Here is a 14,746-nt window from a genome sequence, read left to right as displayed (position 1 = left end):
CTCTCGCCCGCCAGATAGTATCGGCCGCCTTCGAGGCAAACCGGCGCCGAGTTGGCGCATATGAAACTGCTGGCAAAGCACGGCCGGTTTGCGTATCACTCCGCCGCCAACGGAACCTTATCGATGTTCGAAAATCTCCAGCCCGCGCCTGCCGACAAGATCCTGGCCTTGATCGGCCTCTATCGCGCCGACCCGCGTCCCGACAAGGTCGATCTTGGGGTCGGCGTCTATAAGGATCGCGACGGCAAGACGCCGGTGATGCGCGCGGTGCGCGAAGCCGAAAAGCGGCTGCTGCAGGGCCAGGATACCAAGACCTATCTCGGCCTTGCCGGCGATACCGCCTTCAACGCGGCGATGGCCAGGTTGGTGTTCGGCCCAGCCGCCGACATGACGCGCATTCGTGCGGCGCAGGCGCCAGGCGGCTCCGGCGCGCTGCGGCTGGTAGCAGAGCTGCTGAAAAGGACCCGCACCGACGCGATGGTCTGGCTGTCGGATCCGACATGGCCGAACCACATGCCGGTGATGCGCGCCGCTGGCCTGCAGATACGCGAATATCCCTATTTCGACGCTGCTTCTGGTGCGGTTCGCTTCGACGACATGCTGAATGCATTGAGAACCGCGAATCCTGGCGACGTCGTATTGTTGCATGGCTGCTGCCATAACCCGACAGGCGCCAATCTAGACATCTCGCAATGGGCTGCCATTGCCGATCTTGTCGTTGAGCGCGGCCTGCTGCCCTTTGTCGACATCGCCTATCAGGGCTTTGGCGAGGGACTTGATGCGGATGCCGCCGGCTTGCGCCTTCTGGCGGCAAAAGTTCCGGAAATGGTCGTTGCCTCCAGCTGCTCGAAGAACTTTGCCGTCTATCGCGACCGAGTCGGTGCAGCGCTGATCATGGCGAAAGGTGGCGCGCAGGCGGATTTGGCGATGGGCCAGATGCTGTCGGCGGCGCGCGCCATGTATTCGATGCCGCCGGACCACGGCGCGGCGGCGGTGCGCATCGTGCTTGAAGACCCCGCATTGCGTTCCGACTGGGAGGCAGAGCTTGAAGAGATGCGGCTGCGCATGCTGCGGCTGCGCGTCCAGTTCGCCGAGGCGCTGCGGCGGCAGTCCAACTCCGACCGTTTCGATTTCGTCGCCAGCCATCGCGGCATGTTTTCCCGGCTTGGCCTGTCGGAGGCGCAAGTCGAGCGGCTGCGCGCCGAGCATGCCATCTATATGGTCGGCGACAGCCGCATCAACGTTGCCGGCCTGCCCGAGGACGGCATGGATGCGCTCGCCAAGGCGATAGTCTCCGTGCTCGACTGATGCTTTTGCTAACTAGGATCTTCCGGAAACCGGCTTCCACTTTCGTATCATGGTCTGGCGGCCCGTCTGTGGACAAGGCGCCCTCACCGGCTGAAGCCGTTGGCCGCACAGCCGTGTACAGGATAGCGTTTCCCAGATGAAACCCTCGAAAGACATTTCCCGACTGATCGAGATCATGGCAGCGCTGCGGGCGCCGGAAACCGGCTGCCCGTGGGATATCGAGCAGGACTTTTCGACAATCGCGCCGTACACGATCGAGGAAGCCTACGAAGTGGCGGACGCCATTGCGCGCGGCGATCTGGACGATCTGCGGGATGAACTCGGCGATCTCCTGCTGCAAGTGGTCTACCACGCGCAAATGGCCGAGGAGGCCGGCGAATTTTCATTCGGCGATGTGGTCCAGGCCATCACCACAAAAATGATCCGCCGCCACCCCCATGTCTTCGGCGACAACAAGGCGCGCAGCGCCGGCATGGCCAAGGGCATGTGGGAAAAAATCAAGGCAGAGGAAAAGGCGGAGAAGCGCAGTGCGCGCCTCACCCGTGGGCTCGACCCGGAAGACCATGGCAAGGGCTTTCTCGACAGCGTGCCGGTCGCCCTGCCCGCGCTGACCCGGGCGCTCAAGCTGCAGGAAAAGGCCGCCCGCGTCGGCTTCGACTGGAGCGAGGCGGCGCCGATCCTCGACAAGATCGAGGAGGAGATCGGCGAACTACGCGAGGCGCTGGCCAAAGGCGACACTGCGCCGATCAAGGACGAGTTCGGCGACATGCTGTTTGCGGTCGTCAATCTCGGCCGGCACCTCAAAATTGATTCCGAAGCGGCACTCAGCGGCACCAACGAAAAATTCCGGTCGCGCTTCCACTATGTCGAGCGGACGCTGCAAGCGTCGGGAAACAGCCTGGAAGAGGCGACACTGGACGAGATGGAAGCGCTCTGGCAGCAGGCAAAAAGCGCGAAGTAACCGCCTCTACCCGTTGTTTTGACGGCGCAATCGGCTTTCGATCTCCTGCCGAGCGCTGTGTGTAGCTTTAAGCGCGACGGTTACGCTGCCATCCTCATTGTCGTCGCGCGAGATGATGTCGCCGTTGCGGTAAAGCCAGTCGACGACGCCGAGTTGGTCGGGCTTGAGTGTGACGGTGAAGGTCTCCAGTTCGCCCGACATCATCGTCTCGATGATCGCCTTCAGCGCATCGATGCCTTCGCCGGTTACCGCCGATATGGCGATCGGCGGTGCCTTCTTGCCGTCAGCACCATCGGCAAGCAGCCGCGCCCGGTTGCCCTCGTCGAGCCGGTCGATCTTGTTCCATACTTCGATGACGCGCTTGCTATCGCGGGCATCGACGCCGAGATCGGCAAGGATGCGCTCGACATCTTCGGCCTGCGCGGCCGTATCGGGATCGGAGATGTCGCGCAGATGAATGACGAGGTCTGCCTCGACCACTTCCTCCAGCGTCGCCCTGAAGGCCGCGACCAGATGCGTTGGCAGGTCGGAAATGAAGCCGACCGTATCGGAAAGGATGATCGGCGTGCCGTGCGGCAGACGCACGCGGCGCAGCGTCGGGTCGAGCGTGGCAAACAGCATGTCTTCGGCCAGCACCCCTGCTCCGGTCAGCCGGTTGAACAGAGTCGACTTGCCGGCATTGGTGTAGCCGACGATCGCCACTACCGGAAATGGCACCTTCTTGCGCTTGGCGCGGTGCAGGTCGCGGGTGCGGCGCACAGTTTCGAGCTCGTGCTTCAGCTTGGTGATCTTGTCCTGCAGCACACGCCGATCCGACTCGATCTGGGTCTCGCCAGGGCCGCCGAGAAAGCCGGCGCCGCCACGCTGGCGCTCGAGGTGGGTCCAGCTCCGCACAAGGCGGCCTTTCTGGTAGTTGAGATGGGCAAGATCGACCTGCAGCGTGCCTTCCTTGGTGCGGGCGCGCTCGCCGAAAATCTCCAGGATCAGCCCGGTGCGGTCGAGCACCTTGGCGTTCAACTCTTTTTCGAGGTTGCGCTGCTGTACCGGGGTCAGCGGATGATCGACAATGACCACTTCCGCGTGGCCCTCTTTGACGATCTCAGCGAACTCCGCCACCTTGCCGCTGCCGAGCAAGGTCGCCGGGCGTGGATCGTTGACGGTCACCACCGCCGTGTGGACCAGGTAGAGGTCGCTGGCGCTGGCGAGGCCGACGGCCTCGTCGCGACGAGCCTCGGCGGAACGGGTCAGGCGGGGGCGGTTGGTGTCGTCGCCGCCACGCGGCTGCCGGGTAAGCACCGGCACGATTACCACCGCCCGGGTCGGGCCGTTGGCCTCTGTCCCGGTCTGATGTGCTGGTTTTCCGCGAACGCGGCGGTCCGCGTCTTTCTCACGTTCCAATCAGGCGCCCTGGCTTTCCTCACCATCGAACATCTGAACCGGCTGGCTCGGCATGATCGTGGAAATAGCGTGCTTGTAGACAAGCTGGGAATGGCCGTCGCGACGTAGCAGAACGCAGAAATTGTCGAACGAAGTGACCACGCCGGTCAGCTTCACGCCGTTGATGAGAAAGATGGTGAGTGGATTTTTGCTCTTGCGAACTGAATTCAGGAACAGGTCCTGAAGATTTTGCGATCGTTCCGCCATTGTTCTTGTCTTTCGCCGATCCCCTTCGGTTTGCAGGCCAATGCGCCAAATTAGCCGGCACATGTCAAGCACGCAAACACCATCTTGCCGTCAGTAACGACAAGCAGAACGAGATATATTGATGTTCATTCCATCTGTGCGGTTATCAGGCTGGACTTTTTTCCGCAACGTCAAAAAAGGCCTGCCGTAATGAAACTGTTATCGAGCCCGGGTGGCCGTTGGCGACGGGAGCGCCATCGATCGCCACCACCGGCATGGCAATCGTGGTCGCGGAGCTGATGAAAACCTCGCGCGCGGCCTTGGCTTCGGCCACCGAAAAACCGCGCTCCTCGATCTTCAGGCCGAGCTTGGCGGCCACGTCGAACAGCGTCGTACGGGTGATGCCGCGCAGGATGCCGTGCTCGGCCGGCCGCGTCACCAGCACGCCGTCCCCGGTGATGATCCAGGCGTTCGACGATCCACCTTCCTTGACGGTGCCGTCGACATCGACGAACCAGGCCTCCTGAGCGCCGGCTTCCTTGGCTTTCTGCTTGGCCAGCACGTTCGGCAACAGGCCGACCGACTTGATATCGACCCGATCCCACCGGTTCTCCGGCACTGTGATAACCCGGATCCCGCTCTCGGCCCGCTTCGCGGCAGCTGCAGGATCGGCTTTTTTGGCAGTCACCACCAGCGACGGCTTCGTCTCCGCCGGCGGGAAGAAAAACTCGCGGCTGGCGACGCCGCGTGTCACCTGGACATAGACCAGGCCGTCGACGACATGGTTGCGGCGCACCACCTCGCGCATGACGAGCGGCAGCACGCCGCGCGTGATCGGCCAATCGATCGAGAGTTCGGCAAGTGAGCGGTTCAATCGGGCGAGATGGCGGGGCATGTCGACGATGAAGCCTCGTGCCACCTCGCAGACCTCGTAGACGCCGTCGGCGAATTGATAGCCACGGTCCTCGATATGCACGGAAGCTTCGGCGTGAGCGACGTAGCGCCCGTTCACATACGCAATGCGCGGCATGGCTAACCCCTGAAAGAAGTCCAGCTTTCTTATGCGATTCCAAGACCGCCGTAACCGATAATTGCGTGGGCCACGACTGGTTTGGCTGTCAGACGCCCAGCGACTTCAGCTTGCGGTGCAATGCAGAGCGTTCCATGCCGATAAACTCTGCCGTCTTCGAGATATTGCCGCCAAAACGGTTGATCTGGGCGATCAGATAGTCCTTCTCGAATTGTTCGCGCGCTTCCCGCAGCGGCAGCGCCATTATGTGCTGATCGGATTTGTTTGGAGTGCGCGGCATGACGTCGCCGATCTCGGCAGGCAGGAGATCGGCGGTGATCGGCGCATCGACATCGTCGCCGCGCGCCAGGATCATCAGCCGCTCGACATTGTTGCGCAACTGGCGAACGTTGCCCGGCCAGTTATGCGCCTGCAGCACCGCCAGCGCGTCGTCGCCGATGCGGCGCGGCTTGATGCCGGCCTGGCGAGCGATCTGCTTCATGAAATTGTCGACCAGATAAGGAATGTCCTCGCGACGCTCGGCCAGTCCCGGCACCATGACCGGAACCACGGCCAGGCGATGATAAAGGTCCTCACGGAAACGGCCGTCGGCGATCATGGCTTCCAGGTTCTGCGAGGTCGACGAGACGATGCGCACGTCGACCTTGACCCGCTTGGTGCCCCCTACCCGCTCGAACTGCTGTTCGACCAGCACGCGCAGGATCTTGTTTTGCGTCTCACGCGGCATGTCGGCCACTTCATCGATGTAGAGAATGCCGCGATGGGCTTCCTCCAGCGCGCCGACCTTGCGTTCGACGCCGTTCGATTCGGTGCCGAACAACTCGATCTCCATACGCTCAGGCGTGATGTTGGCGGCGCTCAGCGTCACAAACGGTGCACTCTTGCGCGCCGACAGTGCGTGGATGGCGCGCGCCGCCAGTTCCTTGCCCGAGCCGGAGGGGCCGATAATCATGACGCGGCTGTTGGTCGGCGCGACGCGCTCGATGGTCTGGCGCAATTGGCTCATTGCCGACGACATGCCGATGAGGTCGAAAGTCTCGCCGCTGCGCAGCTTGAGATCCGAAACCTCGCGTCTCAATTTGGAGGTTTCGAGCGCCCGTTCGGCAATGAGGATCAGCCTGTCGGCCTTGAATGGCTTTTCGATGAAATCATAGGCGCCGCGGCGGATGGCCGAGACTGCCGTTTCGATGTTGCCGTGGCCCGAGATCATTACCACCGGCAGGTTCGGGTGCATCGTCTTGATCTCGTCCAGCAAGGCCAGGCCATCGAGCCGCGAGCCCTGCAGCCAGATGTCGAGGAAGATCAGCCTGGGTGCCCGGTCGGCGACCGCCGCCAGCGCGCTGTCGGCATCAAACGCCGTGCGTGTTTCGTGACCTTCGTCGCTCAGGATGCCGGCGACGAGTTCGCGGATGTCTTCCTCGTCATCGACGATGAGAATATCAGACGCCATTACCGACCTTTTCAGTTTCTTTTTCGTGTTCCGTCTTGCCCTCGCCGCGTACCGGAACGGTGGCGGCAACCGGCAGGATGATGCTGATCATTGCACCCCGCCCATCGTGGAAGTCCGCTGGTGCATCGTGCAACTCGAGTCGCCCGCCATGGTCCTCCACGATCTTCTTGACGATAGCGAGGCCAAGCCCGGTGCCTTTCTCGCGTGTCGTCATGTAAGGCTCGAGCAAGCGCTGCCGGTTCTCGCGCGGCAAGCCCCTGCCGTTGTCGATGACGTCGATTCGAATCGCGCCATTCTGACGCCCGGCTTGAATCCGGATTATGCCGTGCGGACGATCCTCTGCATCAAGTCCGTCGATGGCTTCGGCAGCATTCTTGATGACGTTGCCGAAAGCCTGCGCCATCAGCCGGCTGTCGAACGTGCCTTTGAGCGGCTCATTGCCGAAGAAGCGCTCGAAGGTGATGTCGGCCCGGCTCACTTCGACCAGGAACGAGGCTTCGCGCAACGAATCGCGCAGATCGATGGCCTTCATTTCCGGTTTCGGCATGCGGGCGAACGCCGAGAACTCGTCGACCATGCGGCCGATGTCCTCCACTTGCCGGATGATGGTGTCGGTGCATTGATCGAAAACCTCACGGTCCTCGGTGATGACTTTGCCGTAACGCCGCTTGATACGCTCGGCCGAAAGCTGGATCGGCGTCAGTGGATTCTTGATCTCGTGGGCGATGCGTCGCGCCACGTCGGCCCATGCGGAGGAACGCTGTGCCTGGACCAGATCGGTAATGTCATCGACTGTAACGACGTAGGATTTATCCTCCGAACCGTCGTCGCCGGCTTCGATCGTGATCTGTACGTTGAAGGTCCGTTCAGTGCCGGCACGATAGAAGGTGACCTGTTCGCGATAGACCGGCTTGCCCGACTTGCGGCCGATCTCGAAGACGCGGCCGACATGCGGCAGCACGGCCGAAAGGTTCTGCCCAAGCGCTGCCGTGGCGGATATGGCCAGCATCGTTTCCGCCGAACGGTTGACGATGGTGACGATGCCATATGGATCGACGCCGATGACCCCGGCGGTGACGCCGGCAAGCACCGCCTCCGAAAAGCGCCGCCGCTCGTCGATCAAATCCTTGGCCGACAGGATCTCGTTGCGCTGCGATTTCAGCTCCATCAGCATCTTGTTGAAGGTGTCGCCGAGCGAGGCGACGTCACCGTCGGAGGGGCGGACAGGCACGGCTACGTCGAGATTGCCGGTGGCGACCTCATCGGCCGCGCCGATGAGCTGACGAATCGGCCGCACCAGGCGGTCGGCCACCGCAATGCCGGTCCAGATGGCAGACAGGATGATGATCAGCGTCAGCGACAGATAGGGAAGCGCGAAAGCCACTTGCGAGGTGCGGCGATTGTCTTCGAGACCGCGATATTCGGCGGTGTTGGATTTGACGATCTGCCGTGCCTTGATCACCTCGGGATCGACGAGGCGGATGGTGTAGAGATAGAGCCCGTCGATCTCGCGCAGCTTGACGATCGCACCCATGATGTTGCGGGTGCGCGGCTCTATCAGCACCGGCTTGCCGTCGGCAGCGCTTGCCACGGCGCCCTCAGGCGGCTCCGGCATGGCAAAGTCGGCGTCGGTCTTGGCGCTCATAACGAAGGAACCATCGGGCTTGATGAGTGCTGCGTGCGCCAGCGAGCGTCCCACCGCCTCCTTGTTCATGAGATCGAGGAACCCGGTGCGATCGAGACCGTAGAGCGTGCGCGAAGCGTCGAGGTCGTAAGCCATCGACAACGTCGTGCCCTGAAGATTTCGCGCGTTTTCCTGCACATAGGCGTCGGCGATCGACAACGACGAATTGACGATCGTCTTGGTGCGGATCTCGAACCAGCGGTCGAGGCCGATGTCGAGCGTGATCGACGCGATGATCGCCACCATGATCGCGGGGATGGCGGCGACCAGCGCAAACATCGCGACTATGCGGACATGCAGGCGCGACGCAGCCTTGCCGTGCCGGCGTGCCATCAGGATGCGATGCACCTCGCGGCCGACCAGCAAGATCAGAAACAGGACGAACGCCGCATTAAGCGCAATCAGCGCCAGCGTCGTCCTCGCGTCGGGCGTGATCGGCGTCGCGCCGACCAGAATGGCGAAGGAGATCGCCGCCGTCACCAGCGCCCCGGCAACGGCGATCACGCCCGGCAGCGCAAGCAGCCGGCGACCGTCTCGCGCGCCGGTATTGCTGAAAAGCGATTTGCTCAGTGTCGGTGCGTGCAGGGCCATGTCGCCGTCTAGAGCCAGTGATTGCGTCGGATGTATGCAACGCATTGTGGCGATTATGCAACAAGTGTGGCCGAGACGGAAATCTTTCGGCAATCGATCCCCTGGAAAGCGCTCTTAAAGGGATTCGTCTAGACCTGCCTGGACGACTTGTAGACGTTGACGCCGAGTTCGCGAATCTTCTTGCGCAGCGTGTTGCGGTTGAGCCCCAGCAATTCCGCAGCCTTGATCTGGTTACCGCGCGTTGCGGTCATCGAGGCGAGGACCAGCGGATATTCGACCTCGGAGAGGATTCGCTGATAGAGCCCGGCCGGGGGCAAGTCGCCGGCAAACGAGGCAAAATAGCGTTGCAGGAAATGCTCCACCGCCTGGCCGATGGAAAGGTCGTCGGGAATGAGGTTGCCGCCACCTGGAACGACAGGCCTTTCGCCGGTCTTCAACTCCGCCTCGATGATCTCCGCGGAGATCTCGTCCTGCGAATACAGTGCGGCCAGCCTGCGGATGAGATTTTCGAGTTCGCGCACATTACCGGGCCATGGGTAGCGCTTCATCAGCTCGATGCCGCCGGTGGAAATGCGCTTGGTCTGCAAGCCTTCACTGACGCCGAGCTTGAAGAAGTGGCGGACGAGGTCCGGAATGTCCTCCGAGCGCTCGCGCAGCGCCGGCAGCCTGAGCGGCACAACGTTCAAGCGGTAGAACAGGTCCTCGCGGAAAAGCCCCTGATTGATCAGCGTGCGCAGGTCCTTGTTGGTGGCAGCCACGATGCGCACGTCGGTCTTGATCGGCGTGCGGCCGCCGACCGTGGTGTATTCGCCCTGCTGCAGCACACGCAGCAGCCGCGTCTGCGCTTCCATCGGCATGTCGCCGATCTCGTCGAGGAAGAGCGTGCCGCCTTCGGCCTGCTCGAAACGGCCAGTGGAGCGGTTCTGTGCGCCAGTAAAGGCGCCCTTCTCGTGCCCGAATAGTTCCGATTCGATCAGGTCGCGTGGGATCGCCGCCATGTTGATGGCGACGAAGGGGCCACCACGACGACGGCCATATTCATGCAGCGCGCGCGCCACCAGTTCCTTGCCGGTACCCGATTCGCCCGAGATCATCACCGTCAGGTCGGTCTGCATCATGCGCGCCAGCATGCGGTAGATGTCCTGCATGGCCGCCGAGCGGCCGACCAGCGGCATCGTTTCAGGCGGCTCGTCGGCACGCGTATCGATCTTGGGCCGCCGCGGCTCGGAAAGCGCGCGGTTGACGATGTTGAGCAGTTCCGTCAGGTCGAACGGTTTCGGCAGATATTCATAGGCTCCGGTTTCGGAGGCCCGGATCGCGGTCATGAACGTGTTCTGCGCACTCATGACGATGACCGGCAGTTCCGGTCGCGCCTTCTTGATGCGCGGCAGCATGTCGAAGGCGTTCTCGTCGGGCATGACAACGTCGGTGATGACCAGATCGCCCTCGCCCGCCGCCACCCAGCGCCACAGCGTCGAGGCATTGGAGGTGACGCGCACGTCGTGACCGACGCGCGAAAGCGCCTGGTTGAGGACTGTGCGGATGGCCGCATCGTCGTCAGCGACGAGAATATTGCCGCGAACGGTCATTTGCGGTCTCCTTCACCGTCGTCGTCGGTGCCAAACTGGGTTTCTTTCCATGCCGGCATCAGGATACGGAAGGTGGTCCCGCGCGGCGTCGATTCGCATTCAATGATGCCGCCATGCTCGCCGACGATCTTTGCGACCAGCGCCAGACCGAGACCGGAGCCGTTCGGCTTGGTGGTGATAAAGGGATCGAACAGGATCGGCAGGATATCCTCGGAAACACCCGAACCGTTGTCACGCACGCAGAATTCCAATGGCAGCGATACGCGGTCCTGAGTCCCGGGTACGGAAACACGGATGCCCGGACGGAAGGCGGTCGACAGCATGATCTCGCCCTGCGGATCGCTGCCGATCGCCTCGGCGGCATTTTTTACCAGATTGAGGAAGACCTGGATGAGCTGGTCGCGATTGGCAAAAACCGGAGGCAATGATGGATCATAATCCTCCAATATCTTGATCCGCTTGGCAAAACCGTTCTTGGCGATTGCCTTGACATGGTCGAGCACGACATGGATGTTGACGGGGTAGCGGTCGATCGGCCGCTCGTCCGAAAACACCTCCATGCGGTCGACCAGCGAGACAATGCGATCGGTCTCGTCGGTGATCAGCCTGGTCAGTGCGCGATCCTCGTCGGACGCCGACAGTTCAAGCAGCTGCGCGGCACCACGAATGCCGGACAGCGGGTTCTTGATCTCATGGGCAAGCATCGCGGCAAGGCCGGTGACCGAGCGCGCCGCACCGCGATGCGTCATCTGCCGGTCGATCTTGTCGGCCATTGAGCGTTCCTGGAACATTACCACGACGGAGCCTGGAAATTCCGTCACAGGCGCGACGTAGAGATCGACCACCTTCTCGATGCCGAGCCGCGGCGACGACACGTCCACCCGGTATTCGTTGACTGGCGCCCGGCGCTCGCGCACCTGGTCGACAAGCGTCAGCAGCGGGCTGCCGAAAGGAATGAGCTTGTGCAGCGTGTTGCGGGCGAGCATCGTGGCGCTCGAACGGAAAAAATCCTCGGCATCGGCATTGGCGAAGGTGATGAAGCCTTGCGGATCGACCATGATCACCGGCCGACGAATGGTGTTGAGCACAATATGCGCGGCGTCCGCCATATCCGTGCTCTGTGTGACGGTGGCGTTCATGCCGCACTCCGCAGGTTCGCTGCTTCGGGAGCGCTTGAAAATACGTCGCGCAGCAAGGAAATGACGCGCCCAGGCTCGAAAGACGTGAGTATGGCCTTGCGCCGGTCGTCGCTTGTGGCGGCGTGGCGGTCGAGATACCAGCCGAGATGCTTGCGCGCCTGGCGCAATCCGCTTTCCACGCCATAGAGCGTCAGCATGTCTTCGTAATGGGCAATGACGTAATCGGTCAGCGCTTGCGGGCTTTCCGGCATGCCGGATACCGGCTCGGCCAGCGCGGCCGCTACAATGCTGCCGGCGGTCCACGGCGCGCCATAGTGCGCACGGCCGATCATCACCGCGTCGGCGCCGGATTGGTCAAGGATCGACGCAGCCTCTGCCGGCGAGCCGACATCGCCATTGGCAACCACAGGGATCGAGACGGCCTGCTTGACGCGTGCGATGGCACGCCAGTCGGCCGTGCCCTGATAGAACTGGCAACGTGTGCGGCCATGCACCGTCACCATCATCACCCCGGCCTGCTCGGCGCGTCGCGCCAGCATCGGCGCGTTGAGCGCGCCTTCGTCCCAGCCGAGCCGCATTTTGACCGTGACCGGCACGTCGACCGCGCCGACTACCGCTTCGATCAGCGACAGCGCGTGGTCGAGATCTCGCATCAGTGCCGAACCGGCATAGCCGCCCGTCACCTTTTTGGCCGGACAGCCCATGTTGATGTCGACGATGTCGGCGCCTTCGCCGGCTGCGATTCGCGCGCCCTCGGCCATGTGCGCCACCTCACGGCCGGCAAGCTGGACCATGTGGACAGGCAGCCCGGAATGACGGATGCGCAGGCCGGAACCAGCCCTGCCCTTTGCAAGCTCGCCGCTCGCCACCATTTCCGATACGACCAGCCCGGCGCCATGCGCATGGGCGCGTTGCCGGAACGGTTCGTCGGTGATGCCCGACATGGGCGCGAGAAATACGCGATTGCGGATTCTCACGCCACCCACATCCAGCGGCGAAGCCAATTTGGTCACATCAGGCATGCACAAAAACCAAGCACCTTCGGTTGCTGCACATTCTCTAGCCAGAACGGCGGCAATGTGCAACGCGCAATGTCGTGACATTAAGGCGCATTTGGGAAAAATACGGATCGCCGCACCGCATCAATCCTGGGTCTTCCAAAAGCGATACCACTTTTCGGGATCATGCGTTAAGCGTCTCGGCATGAGAGATGCGAGCGAAAAGCAAGCTGCGGACGACAAGGTCGCCGTGGTCATCGTTGCTGCCGGCCGCGGCGCGCGCGCCGGACAGGCCAAGGGGCCGAAGCAGTACCAGCAAATCGGCGGCGGCGCCGTTATCGCACGCACGCTCGGCGCCTTTCTGACGCATCCGAAGATTGGACCTGTCGTCGTTGCTATCCATGCCGACGACGGCGCGCTTTTCCGCCGTGCGGCCGGTGCGAACGCCGACCGTGTCGTCGCGGTGACCGGCGGTACGTCACGGCAGGAGTCCGTCCGCCTTGGACTGCTGGCGTTGAGAAGCAATGCGCCGGGCCGGGTCTTGATCCATGATGCGGCCCGGCCGTTTGTCGATGCGGAACTGATAGACCGCACGATCGCCGCCATTGGCGAGCGCCAGGGGGCACTGCCTGCCTTGCCGGTTGCCGATACGCTCAAGCGCGAAACGGCCGAAGGCATGATCGGCGAAACCGTGTCCAGGGCCGGGCTTCATGCCGCACAGACACCGCAAGGCTTTCCGTTCTGGCCGATCCTGGCTGCGCACGAAAAGGCTCATCATCTGGGCAAAGCGGATTTCACCGACGATGCGGCAATCGCCGAATGGGCGCATATTCCGGTGAAGATCGTTCCCGGCTCGCCGGACAACGTCAAACTGACCTGGGCACGGGATATTGCAATGGCGGATCAGCGGCTTTCCAGCGCCCCGCGTTTTCCCGACATCCGAACCGGCAATGGCTATGACGTCCATGCGTTCGTGCCCGGCGACCATGTCACCCTGTGCGGCGTCGCCATTCCACACGATAGGAAGTTGTCCGGCCATTCGGATGCCGATGTCGGTCTCCACGCCTTGACCGACGCCCTGCTCGCCACCTGCGGCGCCGGTGACATCGGCACGCATTTCCCGCCCTCCGACCCGCAGTGGAAAGGGGCCGCTTCACGCATCTTCGTCGAACACGCGGTGAAGCTGGTGCGCGCGCGCGGCGGACGCATCGCCAACGCCGATATCACCCTGATCTGCGAGGCGCCGCGCGTCGGCCCGCATCGCGAGGCCATGACCGAAGCGCTTTCGGCAATGCTGCGAATTTCGCGCGATCGCATCTCGATCAAGGCGACAACCAATGAGAAGCTTGGCTTCGTCGGCCGTGAGGAAGGCATAGCGGCCATCGCGACTGCCAGCGTTGTGTTTCCAGGGGATGTCCCTGAATGAGCAATAGCGGTCTCGCAGATGCCCTGCTTAAGGCCTGCCAGCAGCGCGGCATGATGCTGGCGACGGCGGAGAGCTGCACCGGCGGCATGATCATCGCCGCGCTGACCGACATCGCCGGCTCTTCCGCGGTGGTCGATCGCGGCTTCATCACCTATTCCAACCAGGCCAAGACCGAGATGCTCGGCGTCTCGGCCGCTACGCTCGAGGCGCACGGCGCGGTCTCGCGCGAGACTGCGGTGGAGATGGCGGCCGGAGCCTTGGCGCATTCGCCGGCCGGGCTCGCCCTGGCGGTGACCGGCATCGCCGGTCCGGACGGCGGCTCGGCGGAAAAACCTGTCGGCCTGGTCTGGTTCGGCGTTGCCGTGGCTGGCCGGCCGGTAGTCAGCGAATGCCAGCTGTTCGCCGACAAGGGCCGCGATTACATCCGCAGGGAGACGGTCCGTCATGCGCTTGAACTGGGTCTGCGCGCGCTCGCTGCGGATCAGGCCGTCGATGGCGCGCCGTAGATGATTTCGGCCCGTTTCTCGAACGCCTCGGAGAACATGCGGAAGGCGCGGTCGAACATGGTTCCCATCAACGCACCCAAAATGCGGCTCTTGAACTCGTAGTCGATAAAGAAGCAGACGTTGCAAGCGCCGTCCGCCGGGTCGAAGCGCCAGACATTGCTCAGATATTTGAAAGGGCCGTCGATGTATTTGACATCTATGGCGTTCTCGTCAGGCTTCAGCAGCACCTGCGTGGTGAAAGTCTCGCGGATCGCCTTGTAGCCGATGCTCATGTCGGCGATGAGCAAGGTGCGCCCGTCGCGTTCCTTGCGTGAGCGAACCGTCAGTGCCTCGCAAAGCGGCAGGAATTGCGGATAGGATTCGACATCGGCGACCAGAGCGAACATCTGCTCCGGCGTATGCGCAACGCGGCGATGGGCTTCGAATTGTGGCATAAAACCA

13 protein-coding genes are annotated in these 14,746 nt (G+C 62.6%); 4 read left to right on the top strand and 9 right to left on the bottom strand.

The genetic code is table 11. The features are described 5' to 3' along the window. Positions 1–123 precede the first annotated feature (123 nt). Complete coding sequence (locus NKI72_RS13305; RefSeq protein ID WP_352682713.1) at positions 124–1,308, top strand: amino acid aminotransferase; 1,185 nt, start codon at positions 124–126, stop codon at positions 1,306–1,308. Between the two features lie 136 nt (positions 1,309–1,444). Next, positions 1,445–2,269 (top strand): nucleoside triphosphate pyrophosphohydrolase, encoded by an 825-nt coding sequence (mazG, locus tag NKI72_RS13300; RefSeq protein WP_352772849.1) that lies wholly within the window; start codon positions 1,445–1,447, stop codon positions 2,267–2,269. 6 nt (positions 2,270–2,275) lie between these two features. On the opposite strand, the gene hflX is transcribed toward mazG, so the two are convergent. From hflX to dusB, 8 genes are all read right to left on the bottom strand, one after another. Next, complete coding sequence (gene hflX, locus NKI72_RS13295) at positions 2,276–3,667, bottom strand: GTPase HflX (RefSeq protein WP_352850212.1); 1,392 nt, start codon at positions 3,665–3,667, stop codon at positions 2,276–2,278. After that, complete coding sequence (gene hfq / locus NKI72_RS13290; RefSeq protein WP_006202172.1) at positions 3,668–3,913, bottom strand: RNA chaperone Hfq; 246 nt, start codon at positions 3,911–3,913, stop codon at positions 3,668–3,670. A 145-nt stretch (positions 3,914–4,058) separates the two neighbouring features. Then, the gene (locus tag NKI72_RS13285) at positions 4,059–4,922 is read right to left on the bottom strand and encodes a D-amino-acid transaminase (RefSeq protein ID WP_352448933.1); all 864 of its coding nucleotides are present in this window, start codon (positions 4,920–4,922) and stop codon (positions 4,059–4,061) included. Positions 4,923–5,010: 88 nt separating this feature from the next. Continuing rightward, positions 5,011–6,372 carry a nitrogen assimilation response regulator NtrX gene (gene ntrX / locus NKI72_RS13280; RefSeq protein WP_352471845.1) on the bottom strand — a complete coding sequence of 454 codons (1,362 nt, stop codon included), beginning with the start codon at positions 6,370–6,372 and terminating at the stop codon, positions 5,011–5,013. After that, positions 6,362–8,647 carry a sensor histidine kinase NtrY-like gene (locus NKI72_RS13275; protein WP_352833574.1) on the bottom strand — a complete coding sequence of 762 codons (2,286 nt, stop codon included), beginning with the start codon at positions 8,645–8,647 and terminating at the stop codon, positions 6,362–6,364. Before NKI72_RS13275 ends, ntrX begins: the two co-directional genes overlap by 11 nt. Before the next feature lie 128 nt (positions 8,648–8,775). Beyond that, on the bottom strand, positions 8,776–10,236 hold the full coding sequence (gene ntrC / locus NKI72_RS13270; protein WP_254817199.1) for a nitrogen regulation protein NR(I): 1,461 nt from the start codon (positions 10,234–10,236) through the stop codon (positions 8,776–8,778). After that, positions 10,233–11,375 carry a two-component system sensor histidine kinase NtrB gene (locus tag NKI72_RS13265; protein ID WP_023675075.1) on the bottom strand — a complete coding sequence of 381 codons (1,143 nt, stop codon included), beginning with the start codon at positions 11,373–11,375 and terminating at the stop codon, positions 10,233–10,235. Before NKI72_RS13265 ends, ntrC begins: the two co-directional genes overlap by 4 nt. Next, positions 11,372–12,397 (bottom strand): tRNA dihydrouridine synthase DusB, encoded by a 1,026-nt coding sequence (dusB, locus tag NKI72_RS13260; protein WP_352833571.1) that lies wholly within the window; start codon positions 12,395–12,397, stop codon positions 11,372–11,374. Before dusB ends, NKI72_RS13265 begins: the two co-directional genes overlap by 4 nt. A 181-nt stretch (positions 12,398–12,578) precedes the next feature. Between dusB and NKI72_RS13255 the strand changes: the two genes are divergently transcribed. Further along, on the top strand, positions 12,579–13,799 hold the full coding sequence (locus NKI72_RS13255) for a bifunctional 2-C-methyl-D-erythritol 4-phosphate cytidylyltransferase/2-C-methyl-D-erythritol 2,4-cyclodiphosphate synthase (protein WP_352502929.1): 1,221 nt from the start codon (positions 12,579–12,581) through the stop codon (positions 13,797–13,799). Beyond that, complete coding sequence (locus NKI72_RS13250) at positions 13,796–14,305, top strand: CinA family protein (protein WP_352833569.1); 510 nt, start codon at positions 13,796–13,798, stop codon at positions 14,303–14,305. Before NKI72_RS13255 ends, NKI72_RS13250 begins: the two co-directional genes overlap by 4 nt. Here NKI72_RS13250 and NKI72_RS13245 read toward each other — a convergent pair. After that, a complete protein-coding gene (locus NKI72_RS13245) occupies positions 14,281–14,739 on the bottom strand; it encodes a type II toxin-antitoxin system RatA family toxin (RefSeq protein ID WP_352833566.1) in 459 nt (152 codons plus the stop codon). The two genes, NKI72_RS13250 and NKI72_RS13245, sit on opposite strands and share 25 nt — an antisense overlap. Positions 14,740–14,746: the final 7 nt, after the last annotated feature.

The organism is Mesorhizobium sp. M0437 (assembly GCF_040321335.1).
Lineage (GTDB): Bacteria > Pseudomonadota > Alphaproteobacteria > Rhizobiales > Rhizobiaceae > Mesorhizobium.
This window is presented reverse-complemented; position numbering and strand designations above follow the sequence as displayed.